The 15,581-nt window shown below is 66.9% G+C and carries 15 protein-coding genes and 1 tRNA gene; 8 read left to right on the forward strand and 8 right to left on the reverse strand.

Annotation, left to right across the window (positions count from 1 at the left end):
- Window positions 1-263 precede the first annotated feature (263 nt).
- A complete protein-coding gene (locus tag CFB40_RS17200) occupies window positions 264-1,277 on the forward strand; it encodes a D-2-hydroxyacid dehydrogenase family protein (protein WP_089426599.1) in 1,014 nt (337 codons plus the stop codon).
- A 58-nt stretch (window positions 1,278-1,335) separates the two neighbouring features.
- Here the strand turns inward: CFB40_RS17200 and CFB40_RS17205 are convergent, their stop codons facing one another.
- Both CFB40_RS17205 and CFB40_RS17210 read right to left on the reverse strand, forming a co-directional pair.
- Window positions 1,336-2,202, reverse strand: coding sequence for a patatin-like phospholipase family protein (locus CFB40_RS17205; protein WP_089431850.1), 867 nt, complete (start codon window positions 2,200-2,202; stop codon window positions 1,336-1,338).
- Between the two features lie 8 nt (window positions 2,203-2,210).
- Window positions 2,211-2,615, reverse strand: a complete 405-nt coding sequence (locus CFB40_RS17210) for a PaaI family thioesterase (protein WP_059232891.1) — start codon at window positions 2,613-2,615, stop codon at window positions 2,211-2,213.
- A 191-nt stretch (window positions 2,616-2,806) separates the two neighbouring features.
- Here CFB40_RS17210 and CFB40_RS17215 point away from each other — a divergent pair.
- Both CFB40_RS17215 and CFB40_RS17220 read left to right on the forward strand, forming a co-directional pair.
- Window positions 2,807-2,882 (forward strand) — tRNA-Lys (locus CFB40_RS17215).
- Between the two features lie 187 nt (window positions 2,883-3,069).
- Entirely contained in the window at window positions 3,070-4,119 is a 1,050-nt protein-coding gene (locus CFB40_RS17220) for a DUF3592 domain-containing protein (protein ID WP_089431851.1), read from the forward strand.
- Between the two features lie 54 nt (window positions 4,120-4,173).
- Here CFB40_RS17220 and CFB40_RS17225 read toward each other — a convergent pair whose 3' ends face one another.
- The gene (locus CFB40_RS17225) at window positions 4,174-4,788 is read right to left on the reverse strand and encodes a CGNR zinc finger domain-containing protein (protein WP_089431852.1); all 615 of its coding nucleotides are present in this window, start codon (window positions 4,786-4,788) and stop codon (window positions 4,174-4,176) included.
- Window positions 4,789-4,869: 81 nt separating this feature from the next.
- On the opposite strand from CFB40_RS17225, the gene CFB40_RS17230 reads away from it, so the two are divergent.
- Window positions 4,870-5,685 (forward strand): alpha/beta fold hydrolase, encoded by an 816-nt coding sequence (locus CFB40_RS17230; RefSeq protein ID WP_089431853.1) that lies wholly within the window; start codon window positions 4,870-4,872, stop codon window positions 5,683-5,685.
- A gap of 46 nt (window positions 5,686-5,731) precedes the next feature.
- Here CFB40_RS17230 and CFB40_RS17235 read toward each other — a convergent pair whose 3' ends face one another.
- The 3 genes from CFB40_RS17235 to CFB40_RS17245 are packed head-to-tail and all read right to left on the reverse strand — an operon-like array spanning window position 5,732 to window position 7,964.
- Window positions 5,732-6,490 carry an amino acid ABC transporter ATP-binding protein gene (locus CFB40_RS17235; protein ID WP_089431854.1) on the reverse strand — a complete coding sequence of 253 codons (759 nt, stop codon included), beginning with the start codon at window positions 6,488-6,490 and terminating at the stop codon, window positions 5,732-5,734.
- On the reverse strand, window positions 6,487-7,167 hold the full coding sequence (locus CFB40_RS17240; protein WP_089426605.1) for an amino acid ABC transporter permease: 681 nt from the start codon (window positions 7,165-7,167) through the stop codon (window positions 6,487-6,489). The genes CFB40_RS17235 and CFB40_RS17240 overlap by 4 nt, the downstream gene beginning before the upstream one ends.
- A 14-nt stretch (window positions 7,168-7,181) precedes the next feature.
- The gene (locus CFB40_RS17245; protein ID WP_043185191.1) at window positions 7,182-7,964 is read right to left on the reverse strand and encodes an amino acid ABC transporter substrate-binding protein; all 783 of its coding nucleotides are present in this window, start codon (window positions 7,962-7,964) and stop codon (window positions 7,182-7,184) included.
- A 324-nt stretch (window positions 7,965-8,288) separates the two neighbouring features.
- Here CFB40_RS17245 and CFB40_RS17250 point away from each other — a divergent pair, with 324 nt between their 5' ends.
- Window positions 8,289-8,564 (forward strand): hypothetical protein, encoded by a 276-nt coding sequence (locus CFB40_RS17250; RefSeq protein WP_089431855.1) that lies wholly within the window; start codon window positions 8,289-8,291, stop codon window positions 8,562-8,564.
- Between the two features lie 88 nt (window positions 8,565-8,652).
- Here the strand turns inward: CFB40_RS17250 and phnY are convergent, their stop codons facing one another.
- Entirely contained in the window at window positions 8,653-10,107 is a 1,455-nt protein-coding gene (phnY, locus tag CFB40_RS17255) for a phosphonoacetaldehyde dehydrogenase (protein WP_089431856.1), read from the reverse strand.
- 29 nt (window positions 10,108-10,136) lie between these two features.
- Window positions 10,137-11,375 carry a phosphonoacetate hydrolase gene (phnA, locus tag CFB40_RS17260; RefSeq protein WP_047852694.1) on the reverse strand — a complete coding sequence of 413 codons (1,239 nt, stop codon included), beginning with the start codon at window positions 11,373-11,375 and terminating at the stop codon, window positions 10,137-10,139.
- Window positions 11,376-11,583: 208 nt separating this feature from the next.
- On the opposite strand from phnA, the gene CFB40_RS17265 reads away from it, so the two are divergent.
- The 3 genes from CFB40_RS17265 to CFB40_RS17275 all read left to right on the forward strand — a co-directional run bounded on the left by CFB40_RS17265 (window position 11,584) and on the right by CFB40_RS17275 (window position 15,552).
- The gene (locus CFB40_RS17265; protein ID WP_089426608.1) at window positions 11,584-12,639 is read left to right on the forward strand and encodes a putative 2-aminoethylphosphonate ABC transporter substrate-binding protein; all 1,056 of its coding nucleotides are present in this window, start codon (window positions 11,584-11,586) and stop codon (window positions 12,637-12,639) included.
- A 97-nt stretch (window positions 12,640-12,736) separates the two neighbouring features.
- Window positions 12,737-13,828: a putative 2-aminoethylphosphonate ABC transporter ATP-binding protein gene (locus tag CFB40_RS17270; protein ID WP_089426675.1), complete on the forward strand. Its 1,092-nt coding sequence runs from the start codon at window positions 12,737-12,739 to the stop codon at window positions 13,826-13,828.
- Entirely contained in the window at window positions 13,825-15,552 is a 1,728-nt protein-coding gene (locus CFB40_RS17275; RefSeq protein ID WP_089431857.1) for a putative 2-aminoethylphosphonate ABC transporter permease subunit, read from the forward strand. Before CFB40_RS17270 ends, CFB40_RS17275 begins: the two co-directional genes overlap by 4 nt.
- Window positions 15,553-15,581 lie beyond the last annotated feature (29 nt).

Consider the following 15,581-nt stretch of genomic DNA (forward strand, 5'->3'; position numbering starts at 1 on the left):
GGAGCAACAATTGGGTGAACCTCGTCGAGTAAGTGGCCGAATCAGGAAGGACGTATTTGATGCGACACAACAGCGCACCCTTCCGCCCGCCGCGCAAGCGGTGCCGGGTCAGGCCGCCGCCAATTGCGGCGGAGCGTAACAACCTGTTAAAAAGACCCCATGAAGGCGGCCGACGTAGCATCATGTCGGCCCCGGCCGGGCGGGACGGGTGCGCGACGTGCGCCGCCGCCACCGCCGCTTTCAACGCGCGACACCCGCTCACCATGAAAATTGCCATCCTCGACGACTACCAGGACGCCGTCCGCAAGCTGAACTGCTTCGAGATGCTTGCCGACCACGACGTGAAGGTCTTCAACAATACGGTGCGCGGATTGGGACAGCTCGCCAGCCGTCTGGCGGAAGTCGAGGCGCTCGTGCTGATTCGCGAACGGACCCCGATTTCGTCACAACTGCTCGCCAAGCTGCCGAACCTGCGCATGATCAGCCAGACCGGCCGCATTTCGAGCCACATCGATCTCGAGGCGTGTACCGACCGCGGCATCGCCGTGCTCGAAGGCACGGGCTCGCCGATTGCCCCCGCGGAACTGACCTGGGCGCTCGTGATGGCCGCCCAGCGCCGCATTCCGCAATACGTCGCGAACCTGAAGCAAGGCGCGTGGCAACAGTCGGGCCTGAAGACGTCGGCGATGCCGCCGAACTTCGGCCTCGGCCAGGTGCTGCGCGGCCAGACGCTCGGCATCTGGGGCTACGGCAAGATCGGGCGGCTCGTCGCCGGCTACGGCAAGGCGTTCGGGATGAACGTGCTGATCTGGGGCCGCGAGCATTCGCTCGAGGCCGCGCGCGCCGACGGCTATACGGCCGCCGAAAGCCGCGAAGCGCTGTTCGAGCAGAGCGACGTGCTGTCGCTGCACCTGCGCCTGCATGACGACACGCGCGGAATCGTGAAGCAGGAAGACCTGATGCGGATGAAGCCGACGTCGCTGCTCGTCAACACGAGCCGTGCCGAATTGCTCGAGGAAAATGCACTGGTCAACGCGCTGTCGCACAACCGCCCGGGGATGGTCGCGATCGACGTGTTCGAGAGCGAGCCGATCCTGCAGGGCTACAGCCTGCTGCGGATGGAAAACGTGATCTGCACGCCGCACATCGGCTACGTCGAGCGCGAAAGCTACGAGCTCTACTTCAGCGCGGCATTCCGGAACATCCTGGCGTTCGACCAGGGCGACATGTCGAGCGTCGTCAACCCGGAAGCACTGACGCCGCGCCGCGTGCGCTGAGCGCCGCGGGCCGCGCCTGCCGCGCGGCCCCGCTTCCTGCTCTTCCTGCTTCCCGTCTTCAGGCGGCCACGCGGCCGCCCGTCATCGCGCCGACGCGCGTGAGGAAATGCTCGCCGTCGCGCCGCCCGAGGTCGTACGCATGCCGCATCTGCGACGGGCTCGTGTAATCCCAACTCGAAATCGGCACCTTGCTCGACGGCTGGACGTACAGCCGTCGCTGCTCGCCGTGCGCGACCGTGAACATCTGCGGGCGCGGGTACAGCCGCGTGACGAGCACCAGCACGTCGCCGGGCGTCGGGTCGAGCGCGTCGACCGGCACGTTGTCGACCATCCCGCCATCCAGCACGGGCCGGCCGCCGCGGCGCAGCACCGGCGTGAACGGCGGCGTGCAGGACGACTGCAGGATCAGGTCGGCGAGATCGTCGACGCGCGTGCAGGCCTGCGCGCGCACGAATTCCGGCCGAAAGCCGAGCGAGCGCCCGAGCGTCGGGTGCAGCGTCTTGCGCACGTACTTCTCGATGTTGTACGCGACGAGCCCGGCGGCCACCGCGCTGCGCGCGCCGAGCCAGCGCGGCACGTGCGACACGCCGATGCGGATCTCCGGCGCAGCGGCAAGCTTCGCGAACGGCTCGCCGTAGATGTCGAGCAGCGCCTGGCAGTAAATCCGGTAATGCGGAAACACGGGCTCGCGCCCGAACAGGTTGCCCCAGTACGCGTTCTTCCGGTTGTGGCGCAGCGCCTCTTCGTAATAGCGCATCACCCAGGCGGCGTCGCGCGTATACAGCATGCACGCGGTCGCCGCGCCGGCCGAGATGCCGGTGATCACGCGCGGGCGCAGGCCGAGCGCCGGCTGGGCGACGTCCCAGAAGCCAGCCTGCCACCAGCAGCGATTGCCGCCGCCCGCAAAGACGATCTGGTCGAACATCGCGCCGCTCAGCTGACGAGCGCGTAGGTCGACGTCGCGTGAACGGCCATCTTGCCGTCCTCGTCGAACAGTTCGACTTCGCCGAATACGAGATTGCGGCCCATCCGCAGCACGCGTGCGGTGACGAGCACGTCGCCCTTGCGCACGGGCCGCATGAAGTTCGTGTTCAGCGATACGGTGGTCATCGGCCGGAACTCGCCGAGCGCGACCGAGATCGCGACCACCATCGCGGTGTCGGCGGCCGCCGTGAACACCTGACCGCAGATGATGCCGCCCGAATGGCGGAATTCGCCGGAAAACGGCAGGCGCAGCGTGACGCTGTCGTCGCCGATCGACACGGGGACCAGACCGAGCGAGCGGACCCAGGGGGCCAGCAGGCGATCCAGCAATTCGCGGACTGCGTTTTCGTCCATCTTCGGGAAGCCCAGAAAGCGTTGCGCGACCGCCGCGCAACACGTGTGGCGTCATCATACCGGGAGCGCGAAAACTGCGATCGCTCGTGATCGGGCCGGCAACTGCCGTCGTGGTGACGAAATATTTTCAGGAAATTTGCAGAAAGGGCTTGCAAGACCCGAAATACCCGTGCATAATCTCTCTTCTGTTGGGGGCGTTAGCTCAGTTGGTAGAGCAGCGGACTCTTAATCCGTAGGTCGAGTGTTCGAGTCACTCACGCCCCACCAGGAATTCCGAAGCCCGGTTAGCGAAAGCTAACCGGGCTTTTTCCTTTTCCGCCGCCGCACGCGCGGCGTGCGCCCTGTCGCAGTACGCCATCGCACGCCTGTTCCACATCGTTTCCGCTAGAATCGTCCGACAAATATCACACGACCGGCGCAGGCACTGCCGTTTGCCCGCCGGCACTGAGAGAACATGGGACGTCAGACATGGAAGCATGTAACCGAGACGCGACCATTCAGAGAGCCTGGTTGCGCCGATATCGGCCGGTCCGTGAGGACACGCCATTCCCCCGATCACACCGGCATCCGCAGTGCGACGCACGAACCGGATCCGGCCATGCCGGGTAAGGACGCACTTGTCGCCATGGCGCTCGGCGTCGTACTGCTCGTACTGGCAGGCGTGCTCGCCGTCATGACCGGCCAGGCGACCGGTCATCTGGTCCGCACGCCGGGCACGGTCGTCCGTATCGTGCAGGACAGCGACGCGATGCGCGCGTACCGGCCGATCGTCGCGTATCTCGCGAACGACGGTCAGCGCCGCGAGGTCGCCGGCAATACCGCGTCGACCACCCCCGCCTACGACATCGGCGAGAACGTCGAGGTCCTGCTCGATCCCGTCCATCCCGAGCGCCCCGCGCTGATCGACGATTTCGCGCAACGCTGGTTTCCGGCGGCGGTGGCGGCGCTGCTCGCCGTCGCGTCGTTCGCGATCGGCGCCCTGCTGATCGCCGGCAAGCGCCACCGCATGCAATCCGATGCGCCGCCCGCCCGGGCCGAGCGCAAGCAGGCGCGACGCCGCTGGGATATCGCGATCGTGCTGATTCCGATCACGATCGGCACGGGCTTCATTGCCGGTGCCGGCGCAGCCGGCCTGCGTCAGTGGCAGATCGCCCACCACTACGCGCGCTCAACCGGCCACGTCGTCGAGATCGCAAAAAATGCGCGATCGGCCCGCTCGCGCACGTCGCTGTATTCGGCGATCGTCGCGTTCACGACCGACAGCGGACGCCGGATCACGTTCGCCCAGGGCGCGGCGGCGTCGCATCCGGGCCTGCAGGAAGGCGAAGCGGTCAACGTGCTGTACGACCCCGTCACCCCCGAGCGCGCGGTCGTCGACCGCTTCTGGGATCGCTGGGGCCTCACGGCCATCCTGCTCGCAATCGGTGCGCCGTTCCTCGCGGCCGGGCTGTTCGTCGCCGCGACGCTGTGGCCGGAGCATCGGTCGCACGAGGTCGCCCCATGATGCTCGCGCGCCGGCCGCACATCGCGTGGCACGACAAGCGGTACGGCGCGCGCGTCACCGCTCCCTGAACGCCTCCACCTTCGCGCGGTTCCCGCATGTGCGCATGTCGCACCAGCGGCGCCCGACGCCGCGGCCGCGATCGACGAAGAACCACGTGCACCGGCCGCACTGCCTCACCCGCGCGAAATCGTCGCTGCGCAGCAGTTGCTCGAAGCCGAGTGCGGCCGCGTCGACCCAGCGCGACGCGGCACGCGCGTCGGGCCGCCACGCGAACCGGCCGTCGACCGCATCGAATGCGCTGCGCCCGATCGCCTCGCGAATCGCGACGGCGAGCCGGTCCGCCGCGCGCGCGCCGGTCGTGCCGCCGCCTCCGGCCGTCAGGTGCGAGATTGCCGTGTAGGCATCCTCGCGAAAGCGATGCAGCGCCGCCAGCGCGTCCGCGTCGTCCTGCCGCGCATGACGCAGCAGCCGCGCCAGATCGGCCGGCGCCAGCAGCCCCGATCGTTCCGCCCACGCATGCACGGCCGGCCAGTCGACGAGCTTGTCCGCGTCGCGCGTCTTGCCCGTATCGGCCACCGTGTTGAGGAAATCGAGCGCCGGATGGCCGCCGACGAAATCGGCTGAACCCCATGCGTGCGCGGCCCGCGCGGACTCGTGTCGAGTAACCATTTATTTTCACCTATCGGTTTCATACCCGGGCAATCAGGAGTAACCTATTAACAACCAAAACAGGTTAGCACGGAGAGGCCGATGCTCGAACTCGCCAACCGCTTCATTTTCGAAGGCCACCGGATTGCCTGGGGAACGATCGGCGAAGGCCCGCCGCTCGTGCTCGTGCACGGCACGCCGTTTTCGTCGCAGGTGTGGCGCCGGATCGCGCCGTGGCTCGCGCGGCGTCATCGCGTGTTCTTCTACGACCTGCTCGGTTACGGTCAGTCCGACATGCCGGACGCGGACGTGTCGCTCGGCCGCCAGAACAGGCTGTTCGGCGCGCTGCTCGACGAGTGGAACATCTCGCGCCCCTGCGTACTCGCGCACGACTACGGCGGCGCAACCGTGCTGCGCGCGCACTTTCTCGACGGCGTCGCCTATGCGGATCTCACGCTCGTGAATCCGGTCGCGATCGCGCCGCAGGGTTCGCCGTTCGTGCGTCATGTCGCGCAGCACGAAGCCGCCTTCATCGGATTGCCCGCGTATGCGCATCACGCGCTCGTGTCGGCGTATCTCGGCAAGGCGGTCGCGCGGCCGCTGAGCGACGACGCGCTGTCGATCTACCGCGCGCCGTGGCTCACGCCCGACGGGCAGGCCGCGTTCTATCGCCAGATCGCGCAGATGCGCCAGCGCTACATCGAGGAAGCCGAGGCCCGTTACGCGCCGCCGGACTTTCCGGTGCGCATCGTGTGGGGCGAGGACGACGCGTGGATTCCGCTCGAACAGGGGCAGGCGCTGGCCGATCGCATCGCACACGGCCAGCTGATTCGGGTGCCGGGCGCAGGCCATCTGGTGCAGGAAGATGCGCCGGAGGCGATCGTCGCGGCGGTGCTCGACGCATCAGGGCAAGGTTGACGCCCGCCGAAGCGCATGTCGCATGTCGCATGTCACGTGTGCCGCGTCAGAACACCGGCACGCCCTGCGCGAGCGTCGAGATGAATTTCGCGGTACGCGGATCGCGCGGATCGCCGAACAGGTCGCGCGACGCACCGGCTTCGACAACGCGGCCTTCCGCGAGAAACACCGCGTCGTGTGCAATCGACGCGGCCAGGCGCAGGTCGTGGGTGGCCATCAGCATCGTCGTGCCTTCCCGTGCGAGCTGGCGCAGCACCTCGACCACTTCGACGGACAGTTCCGGATCGAGCGCGGACGTCGGCTCGTCGCACAACAGCGCCTGCGGCGACGGCGCGAGCGCACGCGCGATCGCGACGCGTTGCTGCTGGCCGCCCGACAGCGCGCCGGGCCACGCGTCGGCCTTGTCGGCGATGCCGACCTTTTCCAGCAGCGCGAGCGCACGTTCGCGGGCCCGCTCGCGCGGCCAGCGCTGCACGGTGACGAGCCCTTCCATCACGTTCTGCACGACGCTCAGGTGCGGAAACAGCTGGAAGTTCTGGAACACCATGCCGGTCTGGCGTCGCACCGCGAACACGGCATCGCGCGCCGGCCGCTGCGCCGGCGAGAAGTCGATGCGGGCGTCGCCGACCGTCAGCGTGCCCGCCTCGGGCACTTCGAGCAGGTTCACGCAACGCAGCAGCGTGCTCTTGCCGCTGCCGGACGGCCCGATCAGCGCCGTCACGCTGCCGGGTTGCAACGCGAGGTCGATCCCTTGCAGCACGCGGTGCGTGCCGAACGACTTGTCGATGCGTTCGAGCCTGATCATCGCAGTTCCGCCTGGAACAGCGCATGACGGCCGAAGCGGATTTCGAGGCGACGCTGCAGCGTGGACAGCACCGAGCTGAGCAGCAGATAGACCAGCGCGGCTTCCGTATAGAGAATCATCGGCTCGTAGGTCACGGCCGCGATCCGCTGCGCGGCCTGGAAGATTTCCGGCACGGTCAGCACGGCCGCGAGCGACGTGTCCTTCACGAGCGAAATGAACGAATTCGACAGCGCCGGCAGCGCGACGCGCGCGGCCTGCGGCAGGATCGCGCGGCGCAGCGCCTGCGGGCGCGTCATCGCCATCGAGTACGCGGCTTCCCACTGCCCCTTCGGAATCGATTCGATCACGCCGCGGATCACCTCGGCGTTGTACGCGCCGACGTTCAGCGAGAAGCCGATCACCGCGGCCGTCAGCGGATCGAGCACGATGCCGACGCTCGGCAGCCCGTAGAAAATTACGAACAGCTGCACGAGCAGCGGCGAACCGCGAAACAGCCAGATGTAGAAACGGACGGCGGCCTGCGCCCAGCGCGGCCCGAACAGCCGCGTGAGCGCCGCGCCGAAGGCGAGCAACAGGCCGATCGCGAACGACGCGAGCGTGAGCGGTACCGTGAACACGAGCCCCGCGACGAGCAGGGGCCGCAGCGATTCCGCCATCAGGTGAAGCCAGGCCGGCATCGTTCAGCCTCGCGTCACGGCTGCGACACGTCGCGGCCGAAATACTTCTGCGAGATCTTCGCGTAGGTGCCGTCGGCCTTGATGTCCGCGAGCGCCTTGTCGATCGCGGCCACCAGCGCGGGGCTGCCCTTGCGCAGCAGCACGCCCGATGCGTCGCTCGCGCCGCCCGTGTCGGTCGCCGCGATCTTCAGCTTCGCGTCCGGCTTGTGCTTGCGGAAATCGAGGTACGACAGCGAATCGTTGATCGTCGCGTCGACGCGCCCCGAGCTCAGCAGGTCGATCGATTCGTTGAAGCCCTGCACGGGCACGACGTCCGCGCCGTGCGCGGCCGCGAGCTTGCCGAAATTGCTGGTCAGCGTGTTCGCCGATTTCTTGCCCTTGAGGTCGTCGAACGAGCGGATCGTCGTGTTGTCCGCACGCACGATCAGCACCGCGCGCGACGTGATGTACGGCGTCGAGAAATCGTATTTCGCCTTGCGCGCGTCGGTGATCGACACTTCGTTGACGACCGCGTCGTAGCGGTTCACGTCGAGGCCCGCGATCAGCCCGTCCCACTTGCCTTCTACGAACTGCGGCTTCACGCCGAGGCGCTGCGCGATCGCGGTCGCGATGTCGACGTCGAAGCCCGTCAGCTTGCCGGTTTCGTCGTGGTACGTGAACGGCGCGTACGTGCCTTCGGTACCGACCCGGAACACGCCGGACGACTTGATCTGCGACAGGTCGTCGGCAGCCAGTGCGCTCGTGACCGAAACGGCCTGCAGCATGGCGACGACCAGGATGGAGCGAAGGAATTTCATGGTGCGGACCCCGAATGATTGGAGGGAATGGTCCCGCGGCACATGTATGCCGTTCGAGAGGTCCGCGAATTCTACCGACGCGTCGAGGCCCGGCAAAAACGCAAATCGGCTATCGATATGAGCGCGACGAATAACGCGCCGGCCAGCCCCCTCATCCCTCAGATGAAATCCGTCGCGATGCAGCGCGGCAATGATCCGACGATTCGTTACCGGCGGTTACAGAAGCGACACCGTGGTATCACCCGTTCGGCATGCGCTACGTACCATGAAGGCAGGTCAACCTGTTGCTCGCGGGCCTTGCCCCGCGAACGGAGTGAACGGCAAATGAAACGCTTCCTGTTCTCCAGTGCCGTCGGACTCGCGGCCGCCTGCCTGTCGGCAGGCGCATTCGCGCACGCCGACGTCGGCGTGTACTTGGGCGTGCCGGGGCCGGTGATCGAGGCGCCGCCGCCTGTCTACTACACGCCGCCGCCCGTCGTGTACGAGCCGGCACCCGCCTATTACGGCCCGTACTACGGCGAATATCGCTATCGCCGCTACCGTCACGACAACGGCTGGCATCGCGGCTGGCGACATCACCACCACGACGACGACGATTGACCGTCGCCTGGCGGCCATCGCGGGCGCATCCGCCCGGGGAATCTCCGCGCGCCGGCCTTCGAGCCGGCGCGCGCGCATCGCGCGTCGCTTACCACGGCAGCGAATACGTCTTCGTATTCGTGAAGCTCTTCATTGCTTCCTGCACGCCCTCCTTGTACCCGAGCCCCGAATCCTTCACGCCGCCGAACGGCGTCAGCTCGAGCCGGTAGCCCGGCACCTCGCGCACGTTCACGCTGCCGACTTCCAGCTCGGTGATGAAGCGCGTGATGTGGTCGAAGCGGTTCGTGCAGACCGATGACGACAGCGCATAGTCGGTGCTGTTCGACATCCGGATCGCGTCGTCGATGTCGCGAAAGCGCATGATCGGCGACACGGGGCCGAAGGTTTCGTACTTCACGAGCGGCATGTCGGGCGTCACGCGATCGATCACCGTCGGCGAATACAGCGCGCCGTTGCGCACGTTGCCGACCAGCAGCCGCGCACCGCGTGCGATTGCGTCATTCACCTGCTGCTCGCAGAACTTCGCGGCCGCTTCGTCGATCACCGTGCCCATGTCCACCGACGGATCGGCCGGGTTGCCGTACGACCACGCCCTGGTTTTCTCGACCACCAGCTCCGTGAAGCGATCGGCCACCGACTCGTGCACGAGCATCCGCTTGATCGCGGTGCAGCGCTGGCCCGAGTTTTTATACGAGCCCGATACCGCAAGCGTGCTCGCTTCGTCGAGGTCGGCATCTTCCATCACGATGATCGGATCGTTGCCGCCGAGTTCGAGCACCGCGCGCCGGTAGCCCATCCGCGACGCAATCGACTTGCCGATCGATACGCCGCCCGTGAACGTGATGAGATCGATCGCCGGGTTCGTGATCAGCTCGTCGGCAATCTCCTGCGGATCACCGGTGAGCACTTGCAGCATCTGCGGCGGCAGGCCGGCTTCGTACAGGATGTCCGCGAACAGGTAGCACGACAGCGGCACCTTCTCCGACGGCTTCACCACGATCCGGTTGTTGGTGGCCACCGACGGCACGATCTTGTGCGCGACCTGGTTCATCGGGTGATTGAACGGCGTGATCGCCGAGATCACGCCGAGCAGCGGATCGCGCTGCGTGTACACGCGGCGCTTCTTGCCGTGCGGAGTCAGGTCGCACGAGAAGATCTGCCCGTCGTCCTTCAGCACTTCCCCGGCACCGAACGTCAGCACGTCGGCCACGCGGCCCGCTTCGTACGTCGAATCCTTGATGCACAAGCCGGCCTCGGCCGTGATCAGCGCTGCAATCTCGGCAGTGCGCGAGCGCACGATGTCGGCCGCACGGCGCAGGATCGCCGCACGATCGTGGCGCGTCAGTGTCGGCCGGTACGCACGTGCGGCGGCAAACGCGCGCCGCACGTCGTCCAGCGTCGCCTTCGGCACGGTGCCGACGAGCTCGCCGTCGTACGGGTTGCGCACTTCGATTACCGCGTCCCGATGAATCCGTTCTCCGTCGATTCGCAGTGCTTCGCGACGAATCTCGCGGACGTCCGTCGATGCTGCAATGGCGTTCATGAGTGTGTCCCCTTACGGATGCGTGCGCATCACTGCAGATGGTTGAGCGCGATGTCGATGATGTCGAAGTTGCGCAGCCGCGCGCGGCCCGAGACGTCGCCGGCGACCGGCTTGCTGAAGATCAGCGGCACGATCTGCTCGGAGATCCCGCCGTGCGAGCGCAGCGGCACGTCGAGACCCGACAGGTCGTGCTTGATGCGCCGCGTGCCGAGCACGACGTCCTGCTTCGAGATCACGATCAGGTCGCCCATCCGTGCCGGCGGCAGCTCGAAGCGCGCGCAACCCTCGGCGCCCGTCAGCACGACCTCGATGCCGTCGACCGCGGCGAGCCGTGCGCGCAGCGCTTCGGCGTCGGCCGTCGCCGGCACGTAGACGGTCGCGAACGAGCCGAGCGCGCCGTGGTGCACGACGTACGGATCGGTGATCGGCAGGATCACGCGCGCCGCATCCTCGCCGAGCCACTCGTCGAACAGCTCCTGCAGGTAGATCACGTTCGGCTCGCCGGTTTCGTCGTCGTGCTTCGCGTTCATCCCGTGGTCGGCCGTGATCGCGACGATCGCGCCGAGCGCGTCGAGACGCTGCAGGTAGGTGTCCATCATTGCGTAGAACGCGTTCGCGCCTTCCGTGCCGGGCGCGCACTTGTGCTGCACGTAGTCGGTGGTCGACAGGTACATCAGGTCGATCGGGCGCGTCTCGAGCAGGCGCACGCCGGCCGCGAACACGAATTCCGACAGGTCCGCGCTGTACACGCTCGGCACCGGCTTGCCAACCAGCTCGAGCACGTTGTCGATGCCGTTTTCCTCGATGCTCGCCTCATCGGCCTTTTCCGACGAGAAGCAGATGCCCTTCAGCCCCTTGCCGAGCAGGCGGCGCAGCTTGTCCTTCGCGGTGACGACCGCGACTTTCGCACCCTGCTCCGCGAAGGTCGCGAGCACGGTCGGTGCGACCAGGTACTTCGGATCGTTCATCAGCACTTCGGCGCCGGTGTCGCGATCGTAGAAGTAGTTGCCGCTTATCCCATGCACCGCCGGCGGCACGCCTGTCACGATCGACAGGTTGTTCGGGTTCGTGAAGCTCGGCACCACGCACTCGCCCTTGAGCGCCGTGCCCGGCTTCAGCAGCGTGCGCAGGAACGGCGCGACGCCGGCCTCGGCCGCTTCTTCCAGATATTCGTATGCGCAGCCATCGACGCAGACGACCACCACGGGCCGGCTCATCCAGTTGTAGCGGCGGCCGTTCACTTCCACGGATACAGGCGTTTCATTCATGACGTTCATTCCTTTCAGGTCGAAGGGGTGAGCCGTCGGCGCCCGCGCCGCGCCGAAGGGAGGTGTTTTCCATGCTTGACATTAAAATTGATGATTTGTAGATTGTCAACAACATGCAGAGAACAGAAAGCAAAACAACGGTGCAGCAAGAGGGCTGGTCTCCACTCATCCGCCGCGTGCCGCGGCGCCACAGTCAAGGGGTCTGAAGATGAACGAAGTGCCGGTAAACAAGCGTTTGAACGCATGGGCGGCGGGCGCGGCCCGTTTCGCGCTGGCCGCGGCGGTCGCGCTCGGCGCGGTGCAGGCGGCGCACGCGAAGACGTCGCTGCTCGTCTATACCGCGCTGGAAGACGAGGCGATGAAGCCCTACAAGGACGCGTTCGAGAAAGCGAACCCCGATATCGAGATCCGCTGGGTTCGCGACTCGACCGGCTCGGTCACCGCGAAGCTGCTCGCCGAGAAGAACAACCCGCGCGCGGACGTCGTGCTCGGCCTCGCCGCGTCGAGCCTGACGCTGCTCGACCTACAGGGGATGCTGATGCCGTACGCGCCGAAGGGCTTCGACCAGCTCACGCGCAAGTACAGCGACGCGAACACGCCGCCGCACTGGGTCGGCATGGACGTGTGGGGCGCGACGATCTGCTACAACCGCGTCGCCGCGCAGGCGAAGGGCATCCCGAAGCCGACGTCGTGGGAAGACCTGACGAAGCCTGTCTATAAAGGCGCGATCGTGATGCCGAGCCCGGTTTCGTCCGGCACCGGCTACCTCGACGTGACCGCGTGGCTGCAGACCTTCGGCGACGACAAAGGCTGGAAATTCATGGACGCGCTCGACAAGAACGTCGCGCAATACGTGCACTCGGGCTCGAAGCCGTGCACGCTCGCCGGCACCGGCGAATTCCCGATCGGCATCTCGTTCGAGTTCCGCGGCCACGAACTGCAGTCGCAGGGCGCGCCGATCGATCTCGTGTTCCCGAAGGAAGGGCTCGGCTGGGACATGGAAGGCACCGCGATCATGAAGACGACGAAGCAGCCCGACGCCGCTAAGAAGCTGGCCGACTTCATGGCGAGCAAGGAGGCGAACCAGATCACCGCGCGCTGGTGGGCGATCGTCGCGTACCCGGGCGTCGCGCGCAAGCTGGCCGGCATCCCCGACAACTACTCGGATCTGCTCGTGAAGAACGATTTCGTGTGGTCGGCGAAGAACCGCCAGTCGATTCTCGATACGTGGCAGAAGCGCTACGGCGCGAAAGCGCAGCAGTAATACCGCGACCCGCCGCGGGGCCGCGCCGCGCGCCGCCCCGCGCCACCCTTTCCATCGTCGAATCCGGCCCCCGGGCCGCCCCAGCATGGAGGCGCGCATGGCACCTTATCTGAGCGTAGAACGCATCGAGAAGCGGTACAACGACACGCAGGTCCTGACCGACATCAACCTGAGCGTGATGAAGGGCGAAATGATCTGCTTCCTGGGGCCGTCCGGCTGCGGCAAGACTACGCTGCTGCGGATCATCGCGGGGCTCGAGACGCAGAACGCCGGCCACATCATGCAGGACGGCCGCGACATCTCGCGGCTGCCGCCGCAACTGCGCGACTACGGGATCGTGTTCCAGTCGTACGCGCTGTTCCCCAACCTCACCGTGTACGACAACGTCGCGTACGGGCTCGTGAACCGCAAGATGAAGCGCGACGCGATCCACGAGCGCGTGCACACGCTGCTCGCGCTGGTCGGCCTGCCCGACAGCCATCGCAAGCATCCGGGCCAGCTGTCCGGCGGCCAGCAGCAGCGCATCGCACTGGCGCGCGCACTCGCCACCTCCCCTGGCCTGCTGCTGCTCGACGAGCCGCTGTCGGCGCTCGACGCGCGGGTGCGCGTGCGGCTGCGCCAGGAGATCCGCGCGCTGCAGCAGCGGCTCGGCGTGACGACGATCATGGTCACGCACGACCAGGAAGAAGCGCTGTCGATGGCCGATCGCATCGTCGTGATGAACCACGGCGTGATCGAGCAGATCGGCACGCCGCTCGAAATCTACCGGCAGCCCGCGTCGCCGTTCGTCGCGGACTTCATCGGCCGCGTCAACACGATTCCCGCCGAAGTCGCGCAGGACGGCTCGCTGCGCGCGGGCGCGGTCGGCCTCGACTGCCGCCATGGCACGGCACGGCCGGCGCAAGGCGCGGCGGTGTCGGTCTACGTGCGGCCCGAGGACCTGCGCATCCGCGTGCCGGGCGAGACGGCCGACAACGTGCTGGCCGGCCGCGTCGAGAAGCTCGAATTCCTCGGCGCGTTCTGCCGCGTGAGCTTCCGGATCGACGGGCTCGACGGCCAGGAGATCGTCGCCGACCTGTCGTATCACGACGTCGACCGCACCGGCGTGCAGGCCGGCGCGCGCATCGACCTCGCGCTCGATCGCGAGCATGTCCGCGTGTTCCCGAGCGCGAAGGAGCGACTGCAATGAGCACCGTCCTGACCGAGCGCCGCCGCGGCGCCTCCGCCCCCGCCGACGTGCGGCAGATCACGCACTGGCACGACCGCATCGCGCAGCTCGCGCTCGTCGCGATGGCCGCGCTGATGTCGATGTTCCTGCTGCTGCCGCTCGCGCTCGTCGTGCAGAAATGCTTCGTCGATGCGGACGGGCGCTTCGTCGGCGCGCACAACTTCGTCGAGTATCTCGAGGACAGCGGCGTGCTGCGCTCGATGCTGCATTCACTGACGGTCGGCGCGCTCGTCACGTCGATCGTCGTGCCGATGGCGTTCACGTTCGCTTACGCGCTGACGCGCTCGTGCATGCCGCTGAAGAACGCGGCGCGCACGATCGCGCTGCTGCCGCTGCTCGCGCCGACGTTGCTGTCCGCGGTGTCGTTCATCTACGGGTTCGGCAACGCGGGGCTGCTCAAGCCGCTGCTGCACGGCCATTCGATCTACGGGCTGCCGGGCATCGTGCTGAGCATGGTGTATGCGTCGTTCCCGCACGTGCTGATGATCCTCGTCACCGCGCTGTCGCTGGCCGACGGCCGGCTCTACGAGGCCGCCGACGCGATGGGCACGAGTCGCATCCGCAAGTTCTTCACGATCACGCTGCCCGGTGCGAAGTACGGCTTGATCAGCGCGACGATGGTGGCGTTCACGATGTGCATCAACGACTTCGGCGTGCCGGTGGTGATCGGCGGTTCGTACAACGTACTGTCGACCGACATCTACAAGCTGATCATCGGCCTGCAGGATTTCAACCGCAGCGCGGTCGTGAGCCTGATGCTGCTGTGTCCGGCCCTCGTCGCGTTCGGCGTCGACTTCTTCATCCGCCGCCGCCAGCAGTCGCAGCTCGGCGCACGCTCGACGCCGTACCAGCCGAAGCCGTCGCGCGGCTTCGACGCCGCGATGCTCGCGTACTGCGGCATCGTGTGCGCGTTCTTCATCGCGGTGGTCGGCATCTCGGTGTTCGCGTCGTTCGTGAAGTTCTGGCCGTACCAGATGAGCGTCGGGCTGCAGCACTACGAGATGGGGCTGATCGGCGCCGGCATCTTCGACGCGTACAAGAACAGCCTGCGGATGGCCGCGACCGTGGCGCTCGGCGGCACGATCGTCGTGTTCGGCGGCGCCTACCTGATCGAGAAGACCCGCGGCGCGCGCTGGCTGCGCGGCTTCATCGCGCTGTGCGCGATCCTGCCGATGGGCGTGCCGGGGCTCGTGCTCGGCATCAGCTACATCTTCCTGTTCAACGCGCCCGGCAATCCGCTGAACGGGCTGTACGGGTCGCTGTGGCTGCTCGCGATCGTCACGGTGGTGCACTACTACGCATCGAGCCACCTGACCGCCGTCACCGCGCTCCGGCAGATCGACAGCGAGTTCGAGGCCGTGTCCGCGTCGCTGAAGGTGCCGTTCTACAAGACCTTCCTGCGCGTGACCGTGCCGGTATGCCTGCCGGCGATCCTGCTGATCGCGCGCTATCTGTTCGTGAACGGGATGACGACGGTCTCGGCCGTCGCGTTCCTCTACTCGCCCGACACGCAGCCCGCCTCGGTCGCGATCCTGAACCTCGACGACGCGGGCCAGATGGGCCCGGCCGCCGCGATGGCCACGCTCGTGCTCGCGACGTCGTCGTTCGCGTGCGTGCTGTTCGCGTGCATCTCGCATCGACTGTTGCGCCGCACGCAGGCCTGGCGCAATCCGCATCGCCGTTGATTCTTTGACCGTATTCACGTGACGTCCCG

It is taken from the genome of Burkholderia sp. AU31652 (assembly GCF_002223155.1).
GTDB lineage: Bacteria > Pseudomonadota > Gammaproteobacteria > Burkholderiales > Burkholderiaceae > Burkholderia.